The sequence below is a fragment of the Pseudomonas sp. S2_C11 genome (assembly GCF_054668395.1).
Window position 1 is genome coordinate 2882063 of the sequence record NZ_CP162765.1, and the last position, 26190, is coordinate 2908252.

A 26190-nucleotide genomic window follows, 5' to 3' on the forward strand; every position below is an offset into this window, starting at 1 on the left:
TAGATGGCAGAATCCCCACACCCTGATCACTTCGGAGACCGCAATGCTTCGCCTGTTTGAAGAAAGGCTCGACCCCTTCCCGCCCGACGAGGCGCCGCCACCGCCAGTCGGCCTGATGCGTTTCTTGTGGGCCTGCACCCGGGGCGCGCGCGGTTACATTCTGGCCTTCGCCCTGCTCAGCGCCAGCGTGTCGATCTACGAGGCATGGCTGTTTTCGTTCCTCGGGCAAGTGGTGGATCTGCTCTCGACCTGGCAATCCGGCGGCGCTGCTGGTGATGAGGAAAGCCGCGTGTTGTGGGGCATCGGCATTGTGCTGGTGGTCAGCATCGGGCTGGTGGCGCTGCGCACGATGGTCCAGCACCAGATCCTCGCGATCAATCTGCCGCTGCGTCTGCGCTGGGACTTCCATCGGTTGATGCTGCGGCAAAGCTTGTCGTTTTTCTCCGACGAGTTCTCCGGCCGGGTCACGACCAAGGTCATGCAAACCGCGCTGTCGGTACGCGAGGTGCTGTTTACCCTGATCGAAATCCTCCCCGGCATCGGCGTGTACTTCATCGCGATCATTGCGCTGGCCGGTGGCTTTGCGCTGAAACTGATGCTGCCGTTCCTGGCGTGGATCGTTTTGTTCGGGCTGGCGATGGTGTATTTCGTCCCGCGTCTGGGCAAGGTCGGCCAGGAACAGGCCGATGCGCGCTCGTCGATGACCGGGCGGATTGCCGACGCCTACACCAACATCACCACGGTCAAACTGTTCTCTCACTCCAAGCGTGAAGCGCATTTTGCCCGTGCGGCGATGGAAGATTTCAAGCTCACCGGGTTCCGCCAGATGCGTCTGGTCAGCCAGTTCGAGATCGTCAATCAGGCGCTGGTGGTCGCGTTGATTATCGGTGCCGGCGGTTACGCGCTGTGGCTGTGGCATCAGGGCGAAGTCGGCACCGGCGCTGTTGCGGCGATCACCGCCATGGCGTTGCGCATCAACGGCATGTCGCACTGGATCATGTGGCAGATGACGTCGCTGTTCGAAAACATCGGCACCGTGCAGGACGGCATGGCCACCCTGACCAGCGGCCCGAATGTCCAGGACGCGCCGGATGCCAAGGTGCTTGAGCCTGCCGGTGGCGAAGTGGTTTTCGACAATGTCAGCTTCAACTACAACGGCGAACGCCAAGTGCTCGACGGCTTGACCCTGCACATTCGCCCCGGCGAAAAAATCGGCCTGGTCGGCCGCTCCGGTGCAGGCAAGTCGACGCTGATCAACCTGCTGCTGCGCTTCTATGACGTTGATCGCGGCGAGATCCGCATCGATGGGCAGAACATCGCCGAGGTCACCCAGGACAGCTTGCGCAGCGTGATCGGCATGGTCACCCAGGACACGTCACTGCTGCACCGCTCGATCCGCGACAACATCGCCTACGGACGCCCGGACGCCACCGACGAAGACATCCACCGCGCTGCGGTGAACGCCCAAGCCGATGATTTCATCAGCCAGTTGAGCGACAAGCAGGGCCACAGCGGTTACGACACGCTGGTCGGCGAACGCGGCATCAAGCTCTCCGGCGGCCAGCGCCAGCGCATCGCCATCGCCCGGGTAATGCTGAAGAACGCGCCGATCCTGCTGCTCGACGAAGCCACCAGCGCACTGGACTCGGAAGTCGAAGTCGCGATCCAGGAAAGCCTCGATGAAATGATGCAGGGCAAAACCGTGATCGCCATCGCCCACCGCTTGTCGACCATTGCGGCCATGGACCGGCTGATCGTCATGGACGAAGGCCGCATCATCGAACAAGGCACCCACGCGCAATTGCTCGAGAAGAACGGCACCTATGCGCGGCTGTGGCAACACCAGAGCGGCGGGTTCCTCGGTGAGGATCGGGGTTTGGTTGAGGTGATGGAGGAGTGATCAGGCTGGAGGGCCGGGGCCGGCCCTCCATCGATTGGCCTAGATGGTGACGGGGCTTTCTGCATTAACCGGAAGCTTTACGCGAAACACGGTTCCGCCTTCCAGGTCAGAGCTGACCTCGATCGAGCCGGCATGCGAGGCGACGATTTCCGAAGCGATAAACAGGCCTAGACCGAGCCCGGCAACCGGCCCGTGATCAACCACGGAGCGCTGCGAGAACCGCCCCATCGGGTTGAAGATGAACGGCAATACATCCCCCGGGATCGGTTCACCGCCGTTATGTACGGTGAACACCGCGCAATCCTCGCGGACCTGCAACTGGACCGAGACCGGAAACTTATTGTCGCCGTGGGTCACCGCATTGCTGATGATGTTGGAAAAGACCTGTTCCATCCTCGCGCCATCGAACGCTCCCATCACCGCTTCCTTTGCATCGAACCGCACGTTGGCCTGCGGATGAAAGGCGCGGATTTCCTCGATCACCCGTTCGCACACAGGGCTGAGATCGATCAGGGATTTTTTCACCGGAATACCCGGCCCCATCTGGCAGCGCGTCAGATCCAGCAGGTCGCCGACGATCTGGCTGGCGCGCTGCACGCTGGCGTAGATCTGCCTGGCCACTTTTCTGGTGCGCGGGTCGGTGGCTTCGGTACGACGCAACATATCCGCACCAAGCAGAATCGCCCCCAGTGGCGTGCGCAAGTCATGGCCGAGAATCCCCAGAAACACGGTGCGCGACGCCTCGACGGCGCGCGAGTAGCTGGCAATCGACTCGGCCAGCGCCTGGTCGATGGCTTCGTGAAAACGCGTCATGTCGTCGACATTCACCGATTTGCCATCCTTGACCTGACGCAGCCACTGGCTCAGCACACTGGTGCGCAGCGCGCGGTATTCGGAAACCATCTGATCGATGGTGAAACCGGCCATCAGCCGCGTCACCGCGTGGGTTTCCGCAGCCGTTTCTTCATCGTCGCGCGGCGCATGACCCTGGGCCTTGGCAATTTGCTCGCTGATGGTCTGCTTGCTCCGCAGATCGATAACGATGGCGTGCAACATCTGCTCGGCGTGATCGCGCAGCGCAGCGTTATCGAGTTCCGCACCTGGTGTCTCGATGGTGCGGGCGAAATCTTCCCAGGCCTGCAGTATCGGCTCTAGGTTTTCGAGAATGAAATCTGGCAGGCGCATGGCTGTAGTCCATAGAGGAAATCCATCTGCGCCGACAGGCGCGCCGGCGCAGACAGTAAAAGAACAAACTCAGGAGTACAGAAGGTACGGCTGACCTCGTGCAGCCTAACATCATTGCATTGGTTCAACGCGGGAGGAAAATCGGCAACAGCCACTTGTGACGAAAGCCATCAGAACACTCAGCTACCTGTACTTGAGCCACTGTCCGGAACGCTCAAGTCGCCACCCGGAAAAGCACCACCCTCAATGTGATACACGCTCGGCTCTGCGGAAAAATAATCCTCCAGCCCCAGCATGAAGCGCTGATGGTCGTCACTCTCTTCAAACCCCGGCGAGTGATCCTCAAGCGATTGCCAGCGCACGATCAGATTGAACTGCTCGGGGATTTCAATACCTTGCGCCAGCAAGTGGCCGCCGTATCCCTTGGCGCGGGTCAGCAACGGTTCGACTTCGGCAAATGCCCGTCGAAAGGCTTCAGTCTGTTGCGGGTGAACGGGCAGGACTGCGATTTCATAAACCATGATGCTTCTCCAAAATCAGTGAGCGGATTCAGACGATGAGCGTAGGCTCGACGGCGATGGCGATTTTTCCCAGCAGACCGTTGTTGGCGCTCTCCAGTCGAGCGTGGGCGAGCGGGATGTCGGCGAGCGAATAGACGGCGCCCACATGTGGCCGCAACTGGCCGCGCTCGACCAACGCGCTCAATTCATCGAGCTTGCCGCGATTCTGCCGGGTGAAGACGAAGTGGTAACTGGCGTTCTTGCCCCAGGCCTGGACGAGGTTTTGTGGCTGCGCGATGTCGACGATCGAGACCACGCGGCCAAGCTGAGCGAGCACGTCGGCGCTGCGGGACAGGGTATCGCCGCCGATGGTGTCGAACACCACATCAACGCCATGCCCGGCGGTTTCGCGCATGATCGCTTCGACGTAGTCCTCTTGGGTGTAATCGATCACCACGTCGGCACCCAGGCTGCGGACGAACTCGGCGTTGGCCTCGCGCACGGTGGTGAACACTCTGGCGCCCATGGCTTTGGCCACCTGAATCGCCACATGGCCGACCCCGCCGGCGCCGCCGTGGATCAGAATGCTTTCGCCAACGCGGAGCACAGCGCGCACGGTGAGCGCTTCCCAAACCGTACCGCCGACCAGACTCAGACTGGCCGCCTCAAGGTGGCTCAGCGAGGCAGGCTTTCTGGCGATGATGCTTTCGGCTGCGACGTGGTACTCGGCATAACTGCCCTGCCCGTCGAATATCTGCGGGGTGTACCAGACCTCGTCGCCCGGCGCGAAAGCGCTGACGCCCGGCCCGATGGCTTCAACCACGCCCGACACGTCGTGACCGGTAATGGCTGGCAGCGGCACCAGGTCGGGATAGTCACCGCGCCGAACCTGGTAATCCAGCGGATTGATGGAAGTGGCGTGCACTCGGACTAGCACTTGGCCCGCTTGCGGAACCGGTTTGGGCACTTCGCTGAGTTCGAACGAATCAGGACCGCCGAAGGATTTCAGAATCATCGCTTTCATGGCAAAACCTCGTATCGATAAAGAGGGATATCGAGATTTCTCGATATCCTAGAGTAAAAAAATTTACAGCTCTTTCCCTATGATCTCTGCAAGCGCGCTGATTGCTGCCTCATTGCGTTTGTAGTAGGTCCATTGACCGATGCGCCGCACCTCCACCAGCCCCACCCGCTGCAACGTGGCCAGATAACTCGACACCGTCGACTGCGACAGGCCGATACCTTCCTGGATACTGCTGACGCAGACACCCTCAACAAGAACGTCACCCTCATCCTGCGGGGGGAAGTTCTTCACGGGATCCTTCAGGCCTTCAAGGATCTTGAGGCGCGTCGGGTTCGAGAGGGCTTTGAAGATTTCGATCAGTTCCATGCGCCGAGGATATCGAGATTTTTCGATATGTCAATGCGCGATATTAATCTGATCGGCAGTCGGCGACAGGCGGCAACGGGATCCGATTTGCCACCCTGCCGTGCGGCTCAGCCTTGGGGCGCATCCAGCAACACCCACAGTCGCACGATTTTCCCTTCGCTGATTTCTGCCACATCGACGCCGCTGACGATGACCGGCCCATCGCCCGGGCCTGCGTGCCAGCGCAGATAACCCAAGCCGTGATGCCCAACTGCAGTGCCCTCCGCAACAAAAGCGAAGTCCGGCCCGAACTGATCCAGCAACGCACCGGCCACTGCCGAAATCGCCGCTTGCCCGGTGACGATGCCAGCCGGTTCATACATCGTCGGTGCGTCTGCAAAAAGCTCCTGCACCGCCGCCAAGCGCCTTTGTGCATCGCGTTGGTTGAACACCCGCTGCAGATTGGCCCGTAGCAAGGCGTCGTAGTTTTCAACTTCATCAGTATTTCGCGAATCTGAGCCAGCCATTTTTGATTCCTCGATTTGTGTGTGAAGCCCGGTTGCCCGGGCTCAGCGATTAACCATGTTTGACCAGGTTCAAGGCTGGCAGCGGTCCGCCCGGAAACTGCGCAAGCATTCCCTGCTGCACACCGCCGAGATCGATGCCGTAAAAACCCAATTGATCAATCAGCTCTGCAACCTTGGTTTTGCTCGCGGCATCTTCACCGGAATAAAACAGCACACGCTTGCCGCCCTCGGCGGAGGGATCGCTCAGCAGAGCCGCGAGCAAATGGTTGAAGGCCTTGACCACGTGCGCACCGGGCAGCATCTGCGCCACCACTTGCGAAGACGGCTGGCCGCCCAGATCGAACGGTTTGAACAGTGGCGCCTCGATCGGGTTGCTGGCATCGATCACGATGCGCCCATCCCAAGGCCCGAGATCGCGCACCGCGTCGGGGATTTTCGACCAGTTCACCGCCAGAAAAACGATGTCCGCCTGACTGGCTTGCTGAGCCGTCACCGCTTGTGCGAGTGGACCCAATTTGCTGACCAGATCGGCAAGGCTCTGCGGCCCGCGGCTGTTGGCCAGGCTGACCGGCAGGCCTGCGTTGACGAGCAACCGAGCGATGGCGGTGCCGATGGAGCCTGTACCAATGATGCTGATAGTCATGATGCTCTCCTTACGCTGTGAAGCCGCCGTCGACGATTAATTCTGCGCCGGTGACAAACCCTGCCTCTGCACTGGCCAGGTACGCCACCGCGCTGGCGACATCCTTGCCCTCGCCGTACCGCCCCATGGCGATGTTCGGGCGTAGGAAGTCCGCAATAGGCCCGTCGGCCGGGTTCATGTCGCTGTCGGTCGGGCCGGGATGAACGGTGTTCACAGTGATGCCGCGCGGCCCCAGGTCGCGCACCAGTCCACGACTGAAACCGGTCAGCGCACCTTTGCTCAGGGTGTAGACGGAGGCGGTAGCGAACGCAGCGTATTGCACCATCGAGCTGCCGATGTGAATGATGCGGCCGCCCTGCCCCATGTGTTTGAGCGCTTGCTGAGTGGCTACGAAGACGCCGGTCACGTTCACCGCAAGGATGCGTTGAAAGTCCCCAAAGACGATGTCCTCGGGGGCACCGAGCAGGCTGATACCAGCGTTGTTCACCAGAATGTCGATCTTACCGAACCGCTGTGCAACCTCGGCAATCGCTGCACGTACAGCCTCGGGATTGCCCGCATCGGCCGCCAGCGCCACAGCCTGGCCGCCCGCCGCAACGATTTCCTGCACGACCGCTGCGGCGCGATCTGGCGATGCGTTGTAGGTGATAGCGACGGTTGCGCCATCTGCCGCGAGCCGTTTGGCGATGGCTGCGCCGATGCTGCGTGAACCACCGGTAACGATAGCGATTTTGCCGGTCAGTGGAAGCGTGGGTGTGTTCATGGTCGAGCCTCTGGGTGGTTGAAGTTGATGAGGCTATGAGACGCTTTCTGATCTTCCACCAGTAGTGGAAGACACCTAGAATCACTTTCAATCATTAGTTGAAGGTGCACGGATGGAAACGTTAGGCAATTTGCTCTCATTCGTGCGCAGCGCCGAGGCGGGAAGCTTCTCTGCCGCCGCGCGGCGGCTGGGCCTGACTCCGGCGGCGGTCAGTCGCAATGTCGCGCAACTGGAGGCCAACCTCGGCGTACGCTTGTTTCAGCGCAGCACGCGCAAACTCACGCTGACCGAAGCGGGAGAACGTTTTCTGGCCAACGTCGGTTCGGGATTGGAAAGTGTTCAGGCGGCGATCGCCGATGTGGCCGGCAATGCCGGAGAGCCTTCCGGCACCCTGCGTCTAAGTGCGGCACCGGGTTTTGCCAGGGATTTCCTGCTGCCGCTGATGCCGGAATTTCTCAATCGATATCCCGCCGTGATCCCCGAATGGCATGTCGACAATCGCCAGGTCGATCTCATCGCGGACGGCTTTGATGCGGCTATCGGCGGCGGCATCGAACTCGCGCAAGGTGTGGTCGCCAGAGCCATCGCCCCGGCGCATCTGATTCTGGTGGCCTCGCGGGAGTATCTGTTGCGGCGCCCGCGCGTCCAGCGCATTGAAGAGCTGTCGACGCTGAATCACCTGGCCATGCGCTCGGTGCAGACCGGCAAGGTGCGCAGCTGGATGTTGCAAGGCCCCGACGGGCAACGAGCACCACTGGAGTTGGCGCCGCGCCTGTTGGTCAACGATCCGCAGGCGCTGTGTCAGTGCGCGCGACTGGGGTTGGGGGTTGCGCTGTTGGCAGTTCCGGATGTTTTGCCTTATCTGCAGGACGGTACGCTGGAAAGGGTTTTGCCCGATTGGTATGTCGATGCAGGGCAAATCTATTTGTACTTTTCCAGCCAGAAACTATTGCCAGCAAAAACCCGGGCTTTTGTGGATTTTCTGGTCGGTCAGGCTCGTGAGGATGGGTGGGCAACTCGACTTGATGCTCGTGCCTAGCAAGCAAGTTATACGATCTCTGAAACTCAAACAGCATCACGCCTAAGCGGATTTTCAAGCCTTTCGAGCTTGCCGCGCCTGCTCGATTACGGTACAAATCGGGCAGTTGTACGACAACATAATAAAAACCTGAGCCACCCCGAGTGGCTATCATTTTTGAGATCTGCCATGTCCCGTCCTGAGTTTGCGCCAACCGTACCGCCGCCCTTCCCCCGTTATCTCGCCGTGATCATTCTGTTGTGCATGGGTTGTGCCTTCGCCGGCAACCACGTCGCGGCACGGGTCGCTTTTGATGATGGCGCGGGCGTGTTGCTGGCGATTCTGATGCGCTCGGGCGGGACCTTGCTGGTGCTTGCCATTCTCGTTCTGTGGCAGCGGCAAAGTCTGCGTGTGCCGGCGGGCGCGTGGCGTTGGCAGTTACTGTTGGGGCTGTTGATCACCGCGCAGAGCCTATGTCTGTATTCCGCCGTAGCACGGGTGCCGGTTGCTTTGGCGCTGCTGGTGGCCAACGTGTTTCCGATCCTGCTCGCCTTGCTGACCTGGGCGATGGGCGGCCCACGACCAAGCGCGCGCACCGCGATGTTGATGGGCTTGATTCTCGTGGGATTGGTGTTCGTACTGGACGTCCCCGGACGTCTGTCAGACAGCGCCAGCGTCGGTCCGGAATGGCTACTGGGAGTTGCACTCGCCTTCTGCGCCGCCAGCGTATTCGCCTGCGCGCTGTGGATCACCGATCACAAACTGTCGCAAGTGCGCGGCTCGGTGCGCAGCCTGCTGACCATCTTCATCGTCTTCAGCAGCGTCAACCTGGCCGGCCTGACCGGCGCCCTCCCCGGCGGACTCAACCTCCCCGCCACCTCAACCGGCTGGCTGGCCCTTGCCACGCTCGTCGTGCTCTATGGGACCGGCTTCATTGTGTTGTTCATTTCCGTACCCAGGCTGGACATGCCACGCAACGCACCGGTGATGAACATTGAGCCATTGGCGACGTTGTTGATGGGCTGGATTGTGCTGGATCAGATGCTCAGCAGAGGACAGATCATCGGTGGCGTGATTGTGGTGAGCGGGATTGTTTTGCTGACGTATCGCAAAGCGGCGGTGAAGGTTGGGGCGAAGGCTGAGGTTTGAGGGGGTGTGGTGGCGGGACTCTTGGTTGGCGAGTCCTGCTTATCGCCCCCGGCTCGATACCGGATCAGCAGAATTGCAGGCTCTCGAGGTCTACCTGGACATAGCTTCCTATTTCACCCTTGTAGAGATAAATCGCAGTTACCTCCAGCTCCGTTCGTAAGAATTCCGCCAGCCTCCTGAGTCTGGTGCTTGTGGTCATGGCAGGGCGCACAACCGTCGCGCCACCGGGTTGGTCATCGTAAATTCTGACGAGAAACTCATCGACACCATCCAGAATCAGGTAATTGAAACCTCGATACTCATAGCCTGCGCCGTAGTCGACATCATCGAAACGGTCGACCTTTTCTATTCTCAAGACGCCGCCCCGCTAATTCGACCCAGCGAAATTGAAACGGTCTGGCGCCTGAAAAGTAGATGCTGCTCCATCCACGTCATTTACCAGCTACCGTACGGGATGCCGAACTTATCAATGTATCGCTTGGCCTTTTCGCTCACGGGATAAGCATAGCGCCCGCCATGCTTGCCCTGCTCCGGGCCGAGAGGTTCGAGTTCGCCTTGAGCATGGGAGACTTTTATCGGGCGGTGGCAGGAGTCCCTGACCCACGCTTGAAGCACTCCCCCCGGGGCGAGCCCCACAAGCAGCGTTGCGGAGTAACGTGCGGTTCTTTCGGGAGTCTTCGGGCACCGCTGATGTGTGGACTGCACCATCAGTTGCCTCGCTTCTTCTGGAATCTCTATGAAGCCTTTATAGGTTTTCTGCTCCGATATCGACTGCCAACGGACAAAAATCATTCGAGGAAGGTCAGCACCGGTAACCAAAACTCCAGAACCACCGACTGTTCCCCAACTTCGGGCAGACTCCGTCCCATCTTCTGGTTCGCCTCCGGGAGCGGATTTTCCACCGACTCTGAAAAACATTCTGTTATTGATATCCAGCACCGAGCTGTCCTCAACCCAGATCTTCATGTAATTCGGCTCAACGAATCCTATTTGCCACCAAGGAGACTTGGGGTCATTTTCTCCACTTTCGAAACCTCCTTTCTGGCAGCCCATTAACAATAAGGCGACAAGCAGAGCGATTACAGACTTCATTACCAGAGCTTCCAATCAGCTACGTGAGGATGTTGTACACGGATCGCGTCTTCCGTCGGGGCGTTGATGTAAACAGCATCAATACCGCTCCCGTCTCTTCTTCCAAGGGGATGATTCCAGTTTGCAGAGGTATGAATGTACTTCAGCTTGAGCAAAGCCTCTTCTTCTGCAGTTGTTCTATAGTTTCCGGTGAGAAATCGGTCACAAAGAGGTTGCAGCTCTGCCGGCACGGAGTATTCGTCATCTTCCGGTATATCAATGAATTGAACACCCTTTTCTTTTGCCAGCTGATACATGACTCTTAAATAAACTCTCGAAAGTTTTCCACTCACCGGACGTTTCAATTGTAGAGCGGCATATACGCGCTTCTGCCCCGGTGAAAGCCTGTCTTGATGCTCCTGCGGAATTTCGAAGGCAGCCGGGGTAACAATATCCAGCAGATGCGCAGGCCATCCTTTAGCAAGCCACTCGCTTTTTACGCGCGCGGCGTCGTGATAAATCGACGTCGTTGAAACGTCTACGTACCGAGGTACATCGAGAGTTTGCATCGGACTGACAAGCACGCGTTCCTCTACTTCATCAAGATAGCTGCCGCCAATATCCGAATGAACCCCGGGAAGAGTGTACTCAGGGTGCGCGGGCTTCACCCGGCTGAGCGCAAAATTAGCGCGACACTCATCGCGCGCTACGAGATGTACGACATCCGTGAAGTATCGACGGTCCAAGTAAAGCCTCACACCGGGAGCTATAGGACTTTTCACCCGGCCAAGATTGGTGAAGCCAGCAATTGAGGGCACCGTGTCAAAGAGCCCGATGAAACCCATTTTGATGCCGTTTCCGTATTTATTATCAAAGGTGCGACTGAAATCTGCGGCGTTCCGGTTTAGGAGATCTCCTAAAGCTCCTTGCTTACCCCGCACCACTTCATTTGCGAAGTGCCGTGCAGCAGCAGCCCCACGACTGAAGCCAAATGTATCGAACGTCAGGGACGCAATTTCACTGTCGGGGTTCTCTTGCAGTGCCTCTTCGATAGCTTGTTTTATCTGCATGAAGGACGCTTGTACGCGACTCGTAACACCAGTCTCACCTCGCCCCGTTCCAGCACCTACAGCGCTATCCATCTGATCGCTTTCAGTGCCTATACCTTCGACATATATTGGGCTTGAGACGAACTTAAGAAAGCCATCGCCTTCGGCTTTCTGGGTCTTTTTATACAGAGAAAACAATTTCTTGATATTCGTAGGCCCGGCGCCATAACTACTATCCGGGTCACTCATATAAGGCATGCAGCTAGCTGGTATATCCTCAGGCGCAATCGGATGCTGAGCACCACACAACAACCCCGCAGCAGAGTTGTTCGCATTGTTGCCAGTGCCATCAAAGAAAACCCCGATCCTCAACGCAATGCCTATCTTCTCAGGCTCGCGCGCGGGCTCTTTCCCGTGCTTCTCATATTCGGCCCAGTGCTGGGCGTGCAGGTCGACGGGTTTGGCTTGTTCGTAGCGGTAGTTTTTCGGCGGGTTTGGAACGTAACCACTCAATCCTTGATTCCCTGTTCTGATCCTTGAAGAACGGCCCGAAGGGTGACAGTCGAGACCGGGTGGTGCAAGCCGTGGCCGTGTGCCAGCCATCGTGCGCCCGGGGGATGCGACGAGGTTTTGCGCTCGTCGCGTTGCGGGTTATTTGGCTATTTCGACTTTATCCAACGCCTGATTTACCGCGATTTCGCCGAGCATGACGACCTGGGCGATGCCTAGAAGGGTTTTGCGGCGCGGGTTGTCGAGCAGCGCGGCGAAGTCGTAGAGCATGGTGGTGGCCGAGCCGAGGGATTCGCTGGCGTTGGCCAGCAGGGATTCGGTGTCGTATTTCGGGTTGGCGAGGAACATCTGTTCCGGGGTGTTGGTGCTGGCCAGGATGTCTGCCGGGCCGAGGTAGTGATCGAGGGCGCGTTCGGCGGCTTCGTGTAGTTTTTTCGATGCACCGGATTCGTAGGGTGATGCGGGGTCGGTGGTTGGGGGATTGGGTGTGACCTTGAACATGGTGAAACTCCTGATTATTCGTCTGGAGCTGCCAACATCACTTGCAGATGATGGGTGGCAGCTGTGCGCGGGTCTGCAAGACCGGGAAATCAGGAACCCGGCAGACCCGAAGGTCTCCCGCACAAAGCCGCCATTGAGCGGACACGAACGAATGTCCTTTGGCAGGGGTATGCGACTGATTTCCGACGGGCTTGCAGACCCGATCACTGATGAGCAGTGACAGGAATCAAGTTACGGAGGGAACGGCAGACGCACAAGCCGGCGGATTCTGGCGTAGTCGTAGGGAATGGCGCAAGGCGTTGTAGCCGTTTGCTTAATGCTTGATTTACTGTTTAAACGGGCTAAGGGTTTTCTGTTTATGTGGCGGTGAATGGGCTGGCGTCATCGCGAGCAGGCTCACTCCTACAAGGGGATCAGGCGATGGGCAGTCACAGCATTCTGCTCCTGCACATTCAACTGTCGCTTCTTAAGCAGCGGGTCAATCTCCATTTTGCTCCTCGGTCGTGTGCCGCTAGTTGTCCCTGGTACTTCAAAGCCTCAATCAAAAACCCGAGCGCTCTACGAAAGGTCGGGATGCATAAAGATTTCCTTATCGGTTTAAACGATCAATCGGGGCGGCATCAACCCTGCGTTACGAGCGTCAATTTCGGCCAGATCTCGAGCCATCTCTTCGACTGCAGGCGCTCCAGAAACACCACGTATTTATCACTTTCAAATCGGGCGGTTGGCCGCACTTTCAGCGCAAACAAATCCTCCAGCCCCAATGGCGCCGAAACCTCTATCGCACCATGCCGATCAAGCCTGACACCTACTGCCGTAGCAGTTTCCGGCCAGAACGTCATTGCATCCGCAGCCGCCCCATAAGGCGCATCGGCGTTCCGCTGGTGCATGCGTGCCTGGTTTTTCACCGACCACTTCAAGTCACTGCACAGTGCTGCAAGCTCGACCTCCAAGGCCAAATCCGTTTGATCACCGGGACGTGTTCTGTCAAACCATATGACATCAATGTCCTCGGGCAACGGCGAAGGTTGGCGCTGATGCAGATGATCCCAAACCAGGCTGCGCACAAAACCTGCGGCAACCCAGCAGTCCGGCAAGTTGAGAACCCTGACTATGCGCAAGATGTGCATGCGGACGGGATCTTCAGCAATCAGATCCCGCAGTTGCGCTTCCAGATTCATTTATTTCAATCCAATGACCATGGTTGCGAGAGCCTATCAGTGATCTCTGTAAGCGCTCGGTCCCTTGTGCTGAATGACGAGTGCAGGCGAACTTTGCAGGATAGGGCCAACTGCCGACCACTTCTCAAACCTTGAACTCTTCCTTAAGCAAATCGGCAAACTTGTCTTTTGCGCGATTAGATTCAACGTGCCTGTTCCAGATAAAATAATTCTGCACAGGCTTTAAGTCATTGAAGAAGAATCCTTGAATACCGCCGAGCTGGCGGAACTGTTCAAACATGCCTCTGGGCACCAACGATATCCCGGCGCCTGAACTTACGCAGCCAAGGATGGTGCCATAACTGGCTATGCTTGTTATCGGATTGAAAACTTTGTACCGTTCCAGCCAGGTTACCAAAGCCTTTCTGTAGGGACATCCTTCAGGCCACATGAATAAATCCACACCGCGCAGGTCCTCTGGCTGGTTTATCACCCCCGCGGACGGCGAGGCAATCACCACTAGATCCTCTTCATAGATCTCCAGACTCTCGATGTCCGGATGTTCTGGCCTGACGGCAATTATTGCCCCGTCCAACGTGTAGTTGACCACTTCTGCGGATAATTGTGACCAATCGCCAGTGCTGAATTGCATTTGTACAGCCGGATAAAGTTGATGAAACCTGGATAGCACTTTGGGTAACCGGCCGGTAGCGGATGATTCTATGGCACCAATCCTGAGTTCTCCCGAAGGAGCTGACGACGGATCAAGCGCTCGTTGCGATTCTTCGCACAAAGACAGGATTTTGTTGGTATAGCCGAGAAAAAGCCGACCTGAAGGGCTGATGATCAATCCTCTGCCTTTCCTTATAAACAGGTCAACTCCAAGCTCACGTTCCAGAAGCTTGATGCGGTTGGTGATGTTGGACGGCACGCAGTGCAATCGCTCCGAGGCACGGACGATACTGCCCAGATCGGCTACTGCCTTGAACATGACCAGTTGCGAAAACTCCATGTAAACGCTCATTAAAAATGAATGATTTGGTCAGTATAAGTCACTTGTCGCAGGCCAACAAATCGGGCTAATTTCGCCGCTGCAAGGCAAGAAAGTGCGTTAAAACCAAACATTTCATAGGTCTTTAGGGAGAAGGACACATCATGAGCTCAGCATCGCCACAGAGTCGTTTGGAACCGCTTGAACATAAATCCATGCAAGAATTTGGCGAGACATTTATCCAGGCCCTGCCCAAGCACATACGCAACTTGAAAATTCACGGACGTACCTTAGAAGAAAACCAACGGCGTCAACCGTTGCTGGCCTGCGTCGGCAACGTTGCTGAGATACAGGACGCCATGCTTGAGGTACTCAATCATTCCATCACGCAAGACGCGCAACTGGCGGCTGAAAGCGCATTCAGGGCGTTCCTCGAAAAGCCAGTAATAGACTCGTCGGTATTGAGCTTTTTCAATGGGTGGAATGAAACCCATAAAACCACCAGCCTTGTCTCGGCAAAAATCATCATGCGCCTGTCGGCGGATGCGATATCGGTATCTGCCGACAGACGTGAGGGTTACCACAATGTCATGGCGCATATGCATGAAGTGGCGAAAGATGATTTCGGTCTTGGACATCAGGGCCATGACGGAATGTACAACTACATGACTGCAGCTTTTGGTGCGTCAGCCTGGGTTGAAGAACAATTCAAAATTGCTGAATGCAATGACTTCGCGGACTTCCTATACAACACCGGGGTCGCCAAGCATAAAACGGCACTAAACTCGCAGGAACACAAATCTTCAATTATGGATGCGATGATGGTTTCAATCTCATCTGAACTGTGGAACGGTCGTGAATACAATTTCATCGCTCAATATATTGAAGCAAAGCTCCTCGCGGCCAATCCGTTCTTGAGGACAAACACGCAAAACCTGCGTAACGCCAAAGGCTACGTAATGGGGCACTCCGGAGAAGTTGAGAACAAACACGGATTGCATGCCTTGGCGGCCGCGCAAGCTTACGGTCAGACGGTAGGTCTGGAATTCAAGCCTGCGCGACTGAAGGGCATCATGCTCAATTACAATGAAAGAGTCGGCAATGCATTCTCCGCCATGCATCGGATTATGACCTGTTGATCTCTATGGATTAACGAAGCATGCCGATGAACTCTCATAATGTGAGCTTGGAGAATGATCGGCATGTTTTGACGATATTTAAACCAAACCACGAGCGACTCATGAACCTTCCGGCCAAATGACGTTCCGCAGGGATCTATCGCATGGATGTTGAACACGCTGTTCTTGCATTGGGTTTCTTCGCGTTTTGTGGTGGCCTGATAGACGCTGCGGTCGGTGGCGGGGGCCTGGTACAGGTGCCGGCACTTCTACATGCTCTACCCCAGTACAGCCTTGCCACCATTTTCGGCACCAACAAACTGGCCGTTCTGGCAGGCAATATTTCATCAATATCGGGTTACCTGAAGCGCATAAAAATTCGCTGGAATTTAATGCTTCCGACCATGCTCGCCGCTTTTTTATTTTCTTTTCTCGGAGCTCTCTCGGTATCCCTTGTTCCTAAAAGATTGATGGAGATCGTTGTCTTTTTCATATTGATAGTCATGGCTATCTACACGTTTATGGAAAAAAAACTTGGTTTGGCAGGCAAAGACCGCCACTTCGGAACGAAAGACATTTGCCTTGGAGTTTTCTTTGGCAGCCTGATCGGTTTCTACGATGGTGTCTTCGGCCCGGGCAGTGGCAGCCTGCTGCTGTTTATCTTCGTCAAGGTCTTTGGCTTTGATTTCCTCAATGCATCAGCCTCTGCAAAACTGGTCAACCTGGGGACGTTCAGCGCTGCGCTCATATTTTTTATCCCCTCCGGTAATGTCTTGTGGGCGATTGGCGGCATAGTTGCTTTATGCAATATGGCCGGTGCACTGACCGGTGTCTTTTTGGCATTACGTTATGGAAGCAGTTTCATCAGAGTTTTTTTCCTGATCCTGCTCGTATTCCTGATCGGCAGAATGGGGGTCAACATTTTTTCGTAGACCCTGGTCACGTCATACCATCCGCCGCGAATCGCGCCGCACCGCCTGCGGCGGCACGTCAAACCCGCGCATGAACACCTCGCGCATGTGCCGGCGGTCACGAAACCCGGTTTCTCTGGCGACCACATCCAGACTGTGACTGCTTTGCTCGATCAGCAAACGCGCTGCTTCCAGCCTTAGGCTCTCTATCGCCTTGGCTGGAGACTGGCCGGTTTCGGCGGTAAACACCCGGGTGAATTGCCGCGGACTCAGGTGCACCACCTCGGCCAGTTCTTCGACACTCAGCGGGCGATTGAGGTGCTTGCGCGCGTAATCCAGCGCACTCTGAATGCGATCGGATTTGGGTGACAGCGACAGCAATTCCGAGTGCTGCGACTGCCCGCCCGAGCGGCGCTGATGCATCACCAGCCGATGGGCCACCGAGCGCGCAATGTCGCTGCCCAGATCTTTTTCAACCATGCCCAACGCCATGTCGACACCAGCGGTCATGCCCGCCGACGTCCACACCGGGCCGTCGATAATAAAGATCCGGTCGTCCTCGACATTCACCGAGGGATGCATCCTGCGCAGCGCCGGGGCGAACGCCCAGTGCGTGGTCACGCGGCGATTATCCAGTACACCGGCCTGCGCCAGTACGAACGAGCCGGTGCAGATGCCGGCCACGCGGCGTGCGCCGTCGGCGAGCCCGCGCACGCTGTGCAGCACGTCAGCATCGGGCGGCGTCATCGGTGTCAGCGTTCCCGCCACCAGCCAACTGTCGGCCAGCCCCGCTTGCGTCAGCGGCAACGTATCGACGTGCAAGCCCAGCGAGGAGCTGACGATGCCGCCGGCCTGGGAAAAGTTCTGCACCTTGTACACGGCTTTGCCGGTGACGATGTTGGCGAACTCGAACACCGACTGGGTCGCCAGCGCCATGACCTGAAAACCTTCCGTGAGCAGATAGCCGACTCGATGCATGGTCGCGCTCCGTTTGTTGAATGTCCTGAAACACTACCACATACGTCATTCAGGTCGGTTCAGGTTTTCTCCATCATGGCTTGCATACCAATCAATCCACTTGCGGGACGCAGCTCATGAAACTTGAAGCCAACACGATCTTCATCACCGGCGGCACTTCCGGCATCGGCCGCGCACTGGCCGAGGCCCTGCATCAGCGCGGCAATAAAGTCATCATCGCTGGCCGTCGCCAGGCCCTGCTGGCAGAGATTGCCCAGGCGAATCCGGGCATCGACACCGTGCGGCTGGACATCAACGATGCGCAGCAGATCAAGGACGTCGCCGCCGAAGTCATCCGCCGCCATCCGTCGTTGAACGTAATCATCAACAATGCCGGGATCATGCCCTTCGACAACGCGGGTTCCGGCGACTACGACGATGAGCAGGCCGTCGGTCTGTTGCAGACCAACCTGCTCGGCCCGGTGCGCGTCAGCGCCGCGTTCGTCGAACACCTCAAGCGCCAGCCCGAGGCCTACATCATCAACAACAGCTCGGTGCTGGCCTACCTGCCGCTGGCGACCACGGCGCTGTATTCGGCGACCAAAGCGGCGATCCATTCCTACTCGCTGTCGCAACGTTTCATGCTGCGCGACACCAGCGTCAAGGTCCTGGAAATCGCGCCACCTTGGGTCGATACCGACCTGATTCACAAGAGCGGCGACGAGCGCGCCATGCCGCTGGGCGAGTTTATCGAGGAAACCCTGATCAAGCTGGAAACCGCCACCACCGAAGTGCTGGTCGACCGAGTGTTGCCGCTGCGGGCCAACCAGGGCGCGAACGAGCACGGGTTGATCGAGCAGTTCAACCTGTCGCTGCTGGAAAATCCTATTCCGGTGGCCTGAACTCACCGACAGAAACATCCGGGCTCAATGCCCGGGTAGCCTGGCTGTTGATCATGTTCATTCACAACGCGGCAAGCCAAACACCACCCGCGCCCCCCTCGGCTCATTGCGCTCGGCCCACAATTTGCCGCCATGTCCTTCAATGATCGTGCGGCAAATCGACAGGCCCATGCCCAGCCCGGTGGATTTGGTTGTGAAGAACGCCGTGAACACTTGCTCCGCCCGCTCGCAGGCAAAGCCCGGCCCCGAATCGCTGACGCTGATGTGCACGTTATCGCCCAGCGCCTCACTGCGAATCAGCAGACGTCGCTGCCCCTCTGCCATGATCGTCATGGCTTCGAGGCTGTTGATGATCAGGTTGAGCAACACCTGTTGCAGTTCGACCCGGTCCGCCACTACGAAAGGCAAATCTGCCGCCAGCTCAACGCTGACTTCGGCGCCGTGCTTGAGCGCTTCGCCCCGGCTGAAACCGACCATTTCTTCAATCAGCAGATTGAGGCTGACAGGCTGACGCTGCGGTGGCGTTTTGTGAATCAGCGCGCGGATGCGCCCGAGTACGTCGGCGGCGCGGTTGCCGTCGAGAATGATATGCCGCAGGCCCTGCTCGACCTCGTTGATATTTGGTGGCTTTGCACCGAGCCAGCGCAACGCGGCATTAGCATGGGTCACCGTGGCGGCGATCGGCTGATTGACTTCGTGGGCAATCGATGCGGCCAACTGACCCATGGTTGCCACACGATTGGCGTGGGCCAGTTCCGTTTGCACCTGACGATAACGACGCTCGCCTTCGCGCACTTGCTCTTCAGCCAGCTTGCGTTCGCTGATATCCAGCACAAAGGCCAGGCCCTGTTGCTGACTCGCTTCGAAGGCAGCCAGACCGACAATCACCGGCAGCCGACTGCCGTCCTTGCGGATGTACTCCTTTTCGAATGGCTGGGCCCGGCCAGTGTGGATCGCCGTTGCCAGTGCAATATCGCTGTTAGCGCGCATCGCCGGCGGGGTCATGTCACGCCAATGGACACTGCCCGAAAGCAACTCATCACGGGTGTAACCGACCATGCGCAGGAACGCGTCATTGGCCTCGATGATTTCCCCTTCCACGCCCCAGACGATGATGCCGATGATGTTGGCGTCGACCAGCCGACGGATCTTCGCTTCTCGCTCGGCGAGGTCGCGGTACAGGCGCGCGTTGTCCAGCGAGATCGCTGCCTGCGACGCCACCAGGCGCAACACGGCGAGACGCGTCGGGCTGAACACCCCGGCGGACAGGTTGTTTTCCAGATACAGCGCCCCGGCGACCCGCGCCTGATTCATCAATGCCAGGCACAGGATCGAGCGCGCGCCTCGTTGCTGAACGTATGGATCAGCGGCGAACAGCGGATCGGCAACCGCGTCGTCCAGGCACAGGTTTTCGCCGGTGCGCAGCGTCTGGTAGAGCACTGACTCTGCCAGCGCCACCGTGTGCAGCGGCGCGTTGCACAGCTGCGTGGCACCGTCGCCGATACGGGTTCGCGCAGCGACATAGGGAATGTCGGCGTTCAACAAAATGAGCAGGCCATGCTCGGCCCCGGCCTGTTCGATCGCGGTGCGCATCACCGTTTCGATCAAACGGTCCAGGACGATCTCGCCGGAGACTGCTTGAGAGACCTTGAGCACCGTTGCCAGGTCGAGATGTTCAACTGGCGTAATGAGCGTGGTGACCGGATTCGGTTGCGCCTCTTCGGCACGCAGAAAACGATGACGTCGCTCCAGCTCCCGCACCTTGCCAGCAGCCCCCCAACGCAGATAGGCGTAGCGTGCGTCGCGCAGGTAAACCCGGGATATCCTGACCAGCCCGCGAGCGCCGTAGAACCGTGCGGCCAGTTCGTTGGCCAGCGCTTCGATATGGAGCAAACCATTGTCCTGAGCCAATTGAATGGCTTGCTCGTACTGCAATTCGGCTTCGAGCAACTGTCCGGTGACGCGCGCCATTTCCGCGCCGACCAGCGCCACCTGACTGGCGAAGGTCTCTGCACACAAGCGCGCCCACGTCTGCAACTGTTCATGATGTTGACCCAGACGCTGCAAAGCACCGGCGTCAGTTTCGCCGTGGGCCGCCAAGGTCAACGCCGCGTAGAAATGGTATTCGGCCTCCTCGAAAAACGCCGAAACCACCCACAAAAGTCCCTGCGCCTGGGCCGCGCACTCAGCGGCCGCCGCGTAATCCCCGGCCAGATAGCGCGCCTGCAACTTGCGTACCCAGTACTTGCCGCGCGCCAGCGCCAGATCCGCCGAACCGGCCAGATGCGCCTCGACAGCTGTTTCATCGAACCCGTCATCGTCGAAACAGCCGAACGTCGGCGTCTGCCCGCGCAGCATGCGGATCAGCGTCAACTGGCAGCGCATGAAATCCGCCACCAGACCGAAACCGACCTTTTGTGCATAGACCAGCCCTGATTCCGCTTGCGCCTGCACCTCGGCCAGCGGCTCGCCGATAAACAACAGATCGGAAATCAGGCTGTTTCCGGCGAACGCGGCATACGGCAGATCGCCGCTGCGATGGGCCGCGTTGAGCGCACGGCGCAACAGTTCGCGGCACTCGCGCACTGGCCGCATCCAGCGCACCACGAAGATCGAGAAGCACAACCAGGTGCTCGCCTCATAACGCGTGAGCCCGCGCCGATCAACCAGATCGCAGCCCAGACGGCCAAATCGATAACCAGCGGCATAGTCGCCAAAACGCGGCCCCGACACGCGCCCGAAGTTGGCATAGAGCAGGCAGGAGGCGTCGCAGTTGCCATATTGCAGGCTCAGGCTGATCGCTTTGCAAATGGTCAGGCTGGCGAGGTTCAGATCCGACTGCACCGCCGGCGCGAAGAGTTTGCCCAGCGCATCGAGGGTGGCCCGCGCGGCAGGATCCTCCATCAGCGGCAAGTCGATCATCTGCTCGATACTGCGCCCGCGCAGGCTGGTCCAGACCTGCTGATATTCGTCGCGCACCTGAATATCGTCCGGACGCGCTGGCCAATCGATGCCGACCTGACGCAGAAAGGCCAGACACACCGTCACCGCCCGGTCACTGCGATCAAGCAGCAAGTAGACATCCATCTGCAGGCACGCCACCGCCGCGCGCTCGACGGTGGTCACGGCGCGCTCGGCCAATGTCGCCAGGCGCGAGTCGGCAAGCTGCAGTTGGCCGGTGAGAAATTCGCACTCGGCACGGTTCAGCTCCAGAGCGAAACCCAGTTCATGCCGACTGTCATAACCCTGCTCGCCCAACAGTTCTGCGCCGGCGCCCAGATAGGTCAGTGCTGAGGTATAAGCGGTCGAGGCCTTCGCTCGCTGGCCGGCGAGCAGGTTGAACTCGGCCAGTTGCTCGCGCTCGGCACGCAGGCTGATCAGATGCGCACCGCGATTGAGCTGGCCGACAATCTCGAAGATCGCCTCCTCGCGCCGCTCACCCTGGGTTTGCAGTGCCAGCAGCCGGCCGATGCGCAAGTGCATTTGCGCCCGTTCGGTTTCAGCGATCAGCGAATACGCCGCCTCATGGATGCGATCATGCACAAACCTGTAGGCACCGTCCTGACGCTCGACCAACTCAAGCCGCACCGCCGGCCACAATGCGGAGTGAACGTGAGGCACCGGCACATCAAGGACTGTGGCCAGCGTGTCGAGACGCGCGACGTTGCCCAGGCAGGCCAGTTGTTGCAGCGCCTGGCGGGTTTCCTGGGGCAGCCGCGCCAGTTTGCCGACCATCAAATCGACGACATTGTCGGTGTAGCCCTTGCCGTTGATCAGGTGCACATCCCACCGCCAGCGCTGGCACGCAGGCTCGTATGTCAGCAGCTTCTCCTCGGCCAGGGCGTGCAGAAACTGGATGACGAAGAACGGATTGCCAGCGGTCTTGTCCAGCACCAGCCGCGCCAGCGCGACAATGCTCGCCGGCGGGCAGCGCAGTGACTCGCTGATCAGTTGTTCGATGTGCGCGCCAGCCAGTGGCGCCAGACGAATTTCGTCAATGTGTACGCCGGCGTGATGCAGGGTCTTGAGTGTGCGGCTGAGTGGGTGATCGCCATCTACCTCGTTGTCGCGATAAGCACCGACCAGCAGCAGATGAGGGGTCTCTGCGCGACTGAGCAAATCTTCGAGCAGATCAAGGGTGGCCGCGTCGAGCCATTGCAGGTCGTCAAGGAACAGCGCCAACGGATGCTCGGACTGAGCGAACACGCCGATAAAACGCTGCAAGACCTGAAGGAACCGCTGCTGCGCCTGTTGCGGCTCCAACTCAGGCACGGGCGGCGGCTCGCCGATGATCAGCTTGAGTTCGGGGATCAGATCGGTGATCAACCGCGCATTCGCTTCCAGTGCCCGCAACAGTGCTTCGCGCCAGCCCGCCAGTACGTCGGTGCGCTTGCCCAACAGCGTCCGCACCAGCCCCTGAAAGGCCTGAACCAGAGTCGAATAAGGCACGTCGCGCTGGTACTGGTCGAACTTGCCGGCGGCGAACAAGCCACGCGACGGCACCAGCACCTTGTGCAGTTCACTGACCACCGACGATTTGCCGATGCCGGAATAGCCGGATACCAGCACCAGTGTCGGCGCGCCTGTCTGCACCACATTGGCGAAGGCATCGATCAACGTTTGCACTTCGTGTTCGCGGCCGTAGAGTTTTTCCGGAATCAGCAAGCGCTCGCAGGCGCCCTGCTCGTCCAACGTGAACGTCTCGATCTGCCGCATACGGCGCCAGTCATCGAGGCAACGGCGCAAGTCATGCTCGACACCGACTGCGCTCTGATAGCGCTCCTCGGCAGTTTTCGCCAGCAGTTTCATGACCACTCGCGAGAACATCGGCGGCACCGTCGCCACCCGTTCACACACGGGCATTGGCAGCCGCGCGATATGGCAATGCACCCACTCCATCGGTTCACTGGCACTGAACGGCAGCGAGCCGGTGAGCATCTGGTACAGCGTCACGCCAAAGGCATACAGATCACTACGCGAATCGATCGAACGATTCATCCGCCCGGTTTGCTCCGGCGCCATGTAAGCCAGCGTGCCGGCGATAGATTCCGGTGGCGTGGGCGCTTGCCGTTCCCGTGGCAAGCGCGTGGCCAGGCCGAAGCCGGTCAGCCGCGCCTGCCCGTCATGGCAATGGACAAAGACATGCTGCGGTTTCAGGTCTTTGTGCACCAGACCACACTGATGCATATGGCCCAGTGCCTTGGCGATGTTCGTGGCCAATTCCAGACAGGTTTCGATATCCAGCGGAGCGACCAGCAATCGCGACAACGGCTCGCCACCCGGATCGTCGAACAGCAGACGAACTCGGGTGCCCGTACGCTCGAAAGCTGTCGGCTGCAACGCCCAGGCAGGATTGAGGTCGTCCCTGAGGCTGTATTCATGCGCCAGACGCTCCAGGGTGCTCGGCAATGGCTGGCCCATCGCCGGACGCACCGCCAGTAGGCTGCCATCATTCGAACCGCGCTCACGGGACAGCACCCGCTCGCCGTCGTCCCACAAAATCTGTTTTCTGCTGGCCATCTGCGTCAACACTGCTCAGGTTTTTTGCCGCACGGTGAGTTGCACGTCGCCAGCGCTCAGGGGTTGCGCTGGACAGGCTCGATGCCCAGCGCTTCTGCGATACGCACCAGATCGGCCACTGAACGTGCGGCCATTTTGCGCATGACCTGGCCACGGTGGACCTTGACCGTGACCTCGCTGAGGTTGAGCTGTCCGGCAATCTGTTTGTTCATCAGCCCGGCAATGACGAAGCCGAGCACTTCGCGCTCACGTGCGGTCAGGGTTTGGTAAGCCCGACACAAAACGGCGCCGGAGTGTTCGGCTGCTAGCCGCGCACGGTCGCGAGCCAACGCACTGGCCACGGCGTCGAGCATGTCCTGATCACGGAACGGCTTGGCCAGAAAATCCACCGCGCCGGCCTTCATCGCCTTGACACTCATGGCGATGTCGCCGTGGCCGGTCATGAACACCACAGGGATGCGCAAGCCATTTTTTTCCATCTGTTCCTGAAACGTCAGGCCACTTTCGCCGCGCAGGCGCACGTCGAGCACCAGGCAACCGGGTACCTCACGTTGCGCTTGCGCGAGAAAATCTCCGGCGCTGTCGAAGGTTCGCACCTGCAAGCCGATCGAGCGCAGCAAGCTGTCGAGCGCCTGCCGCATCGAGGCATCGTCATCGACCACGTACACCACTGGTTCGCCGAGCACATCGGGACTTTGCGCAGGGCTGGAATGCGACCACAAGGTCATTGTGTCTCCTCGGCGAGATCGCAGCACGCATTGGGCTGGTCAATAAATCTAGTTCAGGATGGCCACCGCAGCCAGACACCGGCCGGACGGTCAGCAATCAGGCTAACAGTCAGCACCATTGCCGGCCGGCCAGAAACCCCTGAAAATCGGCCAGGCTGAGGCAGTCCCGCCTCTAGCGCTGCAAACAGGCAGGCCCGCGATGTCCACTCATCCCGCTTTTACAACGGCCCCGCGCGACGTGGTGTTTATCGCCTACCCACGGCTGAGCCTGCTCGATCTCAGCGGTGCGCAGACCGTGTTCTGGGCGGCGAGCAAAGCCTTGGTCGAGCGCGGGCAGCCCGGTTATCAACTGCACACCGCCAGCCTCAGCGGCGGCTTGATCCCGACCGTCGAAGGGCTGGCCATCGACACCCAAGCGTTAACCACGCTCGACACCACCGCGCTGGACACGCTGGTCGTGCCCGGCGCCCCTGACATCTGCCAGACCCTTGAGGAGCACCGCGAACTGAGCGACTGGCTGCAGGACCATGCTCACCTCGCCCGCCGCGTGGTCTCGGTGTGCAGTGGTGCGTTTCTGCTGGCTCAGGCCGGATTGCTCGACGCCCGCCGCGCTGCCACTCACTGGGCGATGTGCGACGCTTTGCGCGATCGCTTTCCAGCGGTCGAGGTAGATGCCGACGCGATCTTCATTCAGCAAGGCAAGGTCTGGACCTCGGCCGGAGTCACCGCCGGGATCGATCTGGCGCTGGCGCTGGTAGAGGCCGATTACGGCCGTGAAGTGACGTTGCAAGTCGCGCGGGAATTGGTGGTGTACATCAAACGCCCCGGCGGCCAGGCGCAATACAGCACGCTGCTGCAATCGCAGGCGCAGGACGCTGCGATGTTCGATGATCTGCACCTTTGGCTCATGGAGCGCCTCGGCGACCCGAATCTGACGGTGGAGCGCCTCGCCGAGCAAGCCGCAATGAGCCTGCGCAACTTCACGCGGGTCTATAAAGCGCGCACCGGGCGCACACCGTCGAAAGCGCTCGAGCTGTTCCGGCTCGAAGCGGCCAAACGCCTGCTGGAAAACTCCCCGCACAAAATCGAACGAATCGCCCGCCTCTGCGGCTTCAACGATGAAGAACGCCTGCGCGCCTGCTTCCAGCGCCACCTGTCGATCTCCCCGCGCGACTACCGCAGTCGCTTCAGCCGCGATGGCTGAACCGCTATACCTACGTATAGTTTTGCCCGCTGGCCATCAGCGTATGGTGCAAGAACGACAGGAGTCACCAGCTCGGCCGCCCGGCCCGGGAGCTTTATGTACAAGACGCATGTCATTGCGGTAGTGGACGACGACGAGGCAATGCGCACATCGCTGAGCAGCCTGCTGCGAGCGTCGGGGTATCAGGTGTTCTGCTATGCGGCGCCAGCGGACTACCTTGACTCGGACGGGCCGGCGCAGACTGATTGTTTGATTTCCGATATTCAGATGCCGGGCATGGGTGGTTTGCAGATGCTGGATTCACTGCGGGCGCAAGGCTGGCGGATGCCGGTGATTTTTGTGTCGGCGCATGCGGGCAAAATGCCCAACAGCGTACCCGGGGTCATCGCGTGTCTGGCCAAGCCATTTCAGGCTGAACGTTTGCTCGCCTGCCTGGAAAAAGCGCTGGGTTGATCCTTTTTCCCCATACCTTCGTATACCCCCCTTCCACCCATGCGTACCCCACGCACACCGA

General features: G+C 58.9%; 24 protein-coding genes. 8 read left to right on the forward strand and 16 right to left on the reverse strand.

Features of this window, described 5'->3' with window-relative positions; all coding sequences use genetic code 11:
• The first annotated feature begins 43 nt into the window (after positions 1 to 43).
• Positions 44 to 1900 (forward strand): ABC transporter ATP-binding protein, encoded by a 1857-nt coding sequence (locus AB4N48_RS12955; RefSeq protein WP_457263492.1) that lies wholly within the window; start codon positions 44 to 46, stop codon positions 1898 to 1900.
• A gap of 39 nt (positions 1901 to 1939) precedes the next feature.
• Here the strand turns inward: AB4N48_RS12955 and AB4N48_RS12960 are convergent, their stop codons facing one another.
• From AB4N48_RS12960 to AB4N48_RS12990, 7 genes are all read right to left on the reverse strand, one after another.
• On the reverse strand, positions 1940 to 3085 hold the full coding sequence (locus AB4N48_RS12960; protein WP_460093576.1) for an ATP-binding protein: 1146 nt from the start codon (positions 3083 to 3085) through the stop codon (positions 1940 to 1942).
• A 179-nt stretch (positions 3086 to 3264) separates the two neighbouring features.
• Positions 3265 to 3606, reverse strand: coding sequence for an antibiotic biosynthesis monooxygenase family protein (locus AB4N48_RS12965; RefSeq protein ID WP_460093577.1), 342 nt, complete (start codon positions 3604 to 3606; stop codon positions 3265 to 3267).
• 28 nt (positions 3607 to 3634) lie between these two features.
• Positions 3635 to 4609, reverse strand: a complete 975-nt coding sequence (locus tag AB4N48_RS12970; RefSeq protein ID WP_423518789.1) for a zinc-dependent alcohol dehydrogenase family protein — start codon at positions 4607 to 4609, stop codon at positions 3635 to 3637.
• Positions 4610 to 4672: 63 nt separating this feature from the next.
• Positions 4673 to 4975 carry an ArsR/SmtB family transcription factor gene (locus AB4N48_RS12975; RefSeq protein ID WP_024012559.1) on the reverse strand — a complete coding sequence of 101 codons (303 nt, stop codon included), beginning with the start codon at positions 4973 to 4975 and terminating at the stop codon, positions 4673 to 4675.
• Between the two features lie 107 nt (positions 4976 to 5082).
• Complete coding sequence (locus AB4N48_RS12980) at positions 5083 to 5481, reverse strand: nuclear transport factor 2 family protein (RefSeq protein WP_252883597.1); 399 nt, start codon at positions 5479 to 5481, stop codon at positions 5083 to 5085.
• A gap of 49 nt (positions 5482 to 5530) precedes the next feature.
• Positions 5531 to 6127, reverse strand: a complete 597-nt coding sequence (locus AB4N48_RS12985) for an NADPH-dependent F420 reductase (RefSeq protein ID WP_460095563.1) — start codon at positions 6125 to 6127, stop codon at positions 5531 to 5533.
• A gap of 7 nt (positions 6128 to 6134) precedes the next feature.
• Positions 6135 to 6887, reverse strand: coding sequence for a 3-oxoacyl-ACP reductase family protein (locus AB4N48_RS12990; protein ID WP_460093578.1), 753 nt, complete (start codon positions 6885 to 6887; stop codon positions 6135 to 6137).
• Positions 6888 to 6999: 112 nt separating this feature from the next.
• Between AB4N48_RS12990 and AB4N48_RS12995 the strand changes: the two genes are divergently transcribed.
• Both AB4N48_RS12995 and AB4N48_RS13000 read left to right on the forward strand, forming a co-directional pair.
• Complete coding sequence (locus tag AB4N48_RS12995; protein ID WP_460093579.1) at positions 7000 to 7926, forward strand: LysR family transcriptional regulator; 927 nt, start codon at positions 7000 to 7002, stop codon at positions 7924 to 7926.
• A 168-nt stretch (positions 7927 to 8094) separates the two neighbouring features.
• Positions 8095 to 9054, forward strand: coding sequence for an EamA family transporter (locus AB4N48_RS13000; protein WP_460093580.1), 960 nt, complete (start codon positions 8095 to 8097; stop codon positions 9052 to 9054).
• Between the two features lie 64 nt (positions 9055 to 9118).
• On the opposite strand, the gene AB4N48_RS13005 is transcribed toward AB4N48_RS13000, so the two are convergent.
• From AB4N48_RS13005 to AB4N48_RS13030, 6 genes are all read right to left on the reverse strand, one after another.
• Positions 9119 to 9409, reverse strand: coding sequence for a hypothetical protein (locus AB4N48_RS13005; RefSeq protein WP_460093581.1), 291 nt, complete (start codon positions 9407 to 9409; stop codon positions 9119 to 9121).
• Positions 9410 to 9489: 80 nt separating this feature from the next.
• Positions 9490 to 10146, reverse strand: coding sequence for a DUF2931 family protein (locus AB4N48_RS13010; protein ID WP_460093582.1), 657 nt, complete (start codon positions 10144 to 10146; stop codon positions 9490 to 9492).
• The gene (locus tag AB4N48_RS13015) at positions 10146 to 11687 is read right to left on the reverse strand and encodes a T6SS phospholipase effector Tle1-like catalytic domain-containing protein (RefSeq protein WP_252887712.1); all 1542 of its coding nucleotides are present in this window, start codon (positions 11685 to 11687) and stop codon (positions 10146 to 10148) included. The genes AB4N48_RS13010 and AB4N48_RS13015 overlap by 1 nt, the downstream gene beginning before the upstream one ends.
• 138 nt (positions 11688 to 11825) lie before the next feature.
• Entirely contained in the window at positions 11826 to 12185 is a 360-nt protein-coding gene (locus tag AB4N48_RS13020; protein ID WP_252887711.1) for a DUF6124 family protein, read from the reverse strand.
• A 620-nt stretch (positions 12186 to 12805) separates the two neighbouring features.
• Positions 12806 to 13366 (reverse strand): nucleotidyltransferase family protein, encoded by a 561-nt coding sequence (locus AB4N48_RS13025; RefSeq protein WP_252869238.1) that lies wholly within the window; start codon positions 13364 to 13366, stop codon positions 12806 to 12808.
• A gap of 124 nt (positions 13367 to 13490) precedes the next feature.
• On the reverse strand, positions 13491 to 14357 hold the full coding sequence (locus tag AB4N48_RS13030) for a LysR family transcriptional regulator (RefSeq protein ID WP_252887710.1): 867 nt from the start codon (positions 14355 to 14357) through the stop codon (positions 13491 to 13493).
• A 143-nt stretch (positions 14358 to 14500) separates the two neighbouring features.
• Between AB4N48_RS13030 and AB4N48_RS13035 the strand changes: the two genes are divergently transcribed.
• Both AB4N48_RS13035 and AB4N48_RS13040 read left to right on the forward strand, forming a co-directional pair.
• On the forward strand, positions 14501 to 15475 hold the full coding sequence (locus AB4N48_RS13035) for a hypothetical protein (protein WP_460093583.1): 975 nt from the start codon (positions 14501 to 14503) through the stop codon (positions 15473 to 15475).
• Between the two features lie 143 nt (positions 15476 to 15618).
• Entirely contained in the window at positions 15619 to 16386 is a 768-nt protein-coding gene (locus AB4N48_RS13040) for a sulfite exporter TauE/SafE family protein (protein ID WP_056784810.1), read from the forward strand.
• Between the two features lie 12 nt (positions 16387 to 16398).
• Here AB4N48_RS13040 and AB4N48_RS13045 read toward each other — a convergent pair whose 3' ends face one another.
• Positions 16399 to 17343, reverse strand: coding sequence for a GlxA family transcriptional regulator (locus AB4N48_RS13045; protein WP_460093584.1), 945 nt, complete (start codon positions 17341 to 17343; stop codon positions 16399 to 16401).
• 116 nt (positions 17344 to 17459) lie between these two features.
• Here AB4N48_RS13045 and AB4N48_RS13050 point away from each other — a divergent pair, with 116 nt between their 5' ends.
• Positions 17460 to 18224, forward strand: a complete 765-nt coding sequence (locus tag AB4N48_RS13050) for an SDR family oxidoreductase (RefSeq protein WP_460093585.1) — start codon at positions 17460 to 17462, stop codon at positions 18222 to 18224.
• 57 nt (positions 18225 to 18281) lie between these two features.
• Here AB4N48_RS13050 and AB4N48_RS13055 read toward each other — a convergent pair whose 3' ends face one another.
• On the reverse strand, positions 18282 to 23744 hold the full coding sequence (locus AB4N48_RS13055; protein ID WP_056784805.1) for a trifunctional serine/threonine-protein kinase/ATP-binding protein/sensor histidine kinase: 5463 nt from the start codon (positions 23742 to 23744) through the stop codon (positions 18282 to 18284).
• Positions 23745 to 23800: 56 nt separating this feature from the next.
• Positions 23801 to 24472 carry a response regulator transcription factor gene (locus AB4N48_RS13060; RefSeq protein ID WP_056784803.1) on the reverse strand — a complete coding sequence of 224 codons (672 nt, stop codon included), beginning with the start codon at positions 24470 to 24472 and terminating at the stop codon, positions 23801 to 23803.
• Between the two features lie 199 nt (positions 24473 to 24671).
• Here AB4N48_RS13060 and AB4N48_RS13065 point away from each other — a divergent pair, with 199 nt between their 5' ends.
• Positions 24672 to 25676, forward strand: a complete 1005-nt coding sequence (locus AB4N48_RS13065; RefSeq protein WP_056784802.1) for a GlxA family transcriptional regulator — start codon at positions 24672 to 24674, stop codon at positions 25674 to 25676.
• Positions 25677 to 25772: 96 nt separating this feature from the next.
• Entirely contained in the window at positions 25773 to 26129 is a 357-nt protein-coding gene (locus AB4N48_RS13070; protein WP_460093586.1) for a response regulator transcription factor, read from the forward strand.
• The last annotated feature ends 61 nt before the right edge of the window (positions 26130 to 26190 follow it).

Bases quoted from the DNA above. Each gene is read 5' to 3' on its own strand.
- AB4N48_RS12955 (WP_457263492.1), top strand. From the start codon at position 44: ATGCTTCGCCTGTTTGAAGAAAGGCTCGACCCCTTCCCGCCCGACGAG.
- AB4N48_RS12960 (WP_460093576.1), bottom strand. From the start codon at position 3,085: ATGCGCCTGCCAGATTTCATTCTCGAAAACCTAGAGCCGATACTGCAG.
- AB4N48_RS12965 (WP_460093577.1), bottom strand. From the start codon at position 3,606: ATGGTTTATGAAATCGCAGTCCTGCCCGTTCACCCGCAACAGACTGAA.
- AB4N48_RS12970 (WP_423518789.1), bottom strand. From the start codon at position 4,609: ATGAAAGCGATGATTCTGAAATCCTTCGGCGGTCCTGATTCGTTCGAA.
- AB4N48_RS12975 (WP_024012559.1), bottom strand. From the start codon at position 4,975: ATGGAACTGATCGAAATCTTCAAAGCCCTCTCGAACCCGACGCGCCTC.
- AB4N48_RS12980 (WP_252883597.1), bottom strand. From the start codon at position 5,481: ATGGCTGGCTCAGATTCGCGAAATACTGATGAAGTTGAAAACTACGAC.
- AB4N48_RS12990 (WP_460093578.1), bottom strand. From the start codon at position 6,887: ATGAACACACCCACGCTTCCACTGACCGGCAAAATCGCTATCGTTACC.
- AB4N48_RS12995 (WP_460093579.1), top strand. From the start codon at position 7,000: ATGGAAACGTTAGGCAATTTGCTCTCATTCGTGCGCAGCGCCGAGGCG.
- AB4N48_RS13000 (WP_460093580.1), top strand. From the start codon at position 8,095: ATGTCCCGTCCTGAGTTTGCGCCAACCGTACCGCCGCCCTTCCCCCGT.
- AB4N48_RS13010 (WP_460093582.1), bottom strand. From the start codon at position 10,146: ATGAAGTCTGTAATCGCTCTGCTTGTCGCCTTATTGTTAATGGGCTGC.
- AB4N48_RS13020 (WP_252887711.1), bottom strand. From the start codon at position 12,185: ATGTTCAAGGTCACACCCAATCCCCCAACCACCGACCCCGCATCACCC.
- AB4N48_RS13025 (WP_252869238.1), bottom strand. From the start codon at position 13,366: ATGAATCTGGAAGCGCAACTGCGGGATCTGATTGCTGAAGATCCCGTC.
- AB4N48_RS13030 (WP_252887710.1), bottom strand. From the start codon at position 14,357: ATGGAGTTTTCGCAACTGGTCATGTTCAAGGCAGTAGCCGATCTGGGC.
- AB4N48_RS13035 (WP_460093583.1), top strand. From the start codon at position 14,501: ATGAGCTCAGCATCGCCACAGAGTCGTTTGGAACCGCTTGAACATAAA.
- AB4N48_RS13040 (WP_056784810.1), top strand. From the start codon at position 15,619: ATGGATGTTGAACACGCTGTTCTTGCATTGGGTTTCTTCGCGTTTTGT.
- AB4N48_RS13045 (WP_460093584.1), bottom strand. From the start codon at position 17,343: ATGCATCGAGTCGGCTATCTGCTCACGGAAGGTTTTCAGGTCATGGCG.
- AB4N48_RS13050 (WP_460093585.1), top strand. From the start codon at position 17,460: ATGAAACTTGAAGCCAACACGATCTTCATCACCGGCGGCACTTCCGGC.
- AB4N48_RS13055 (WP_056784805.1), bottom strand. From the start codon at position 23,744: ATGGCCAGCAGAAAACAGATTTTGTGGGACGACGGCGAGCGGGTGCTG.
- AB4N48_RS13060 (WP_056784803.1), bottom strand. From the start codon at position 24,472: ATGACCTTGTGGTCGCATTCCAGCCCTGCGCAAAGTCCCGATGTGCTC.
- AB4N48_RS13065 (WP_056784802.1), top strand. From the start codon at position 24,672: ATGTCCACTCATCCCGCTTTTACAACGGCCCCGCGCGACGTGGTGTTT.
- AB4N48_RS13070 (WP_460093586.1), top strand. From the start codon at position 25,773: ATGTACAAGACGCATGTCATTGCGGTAGTGGACGACGACGAGGCAATG.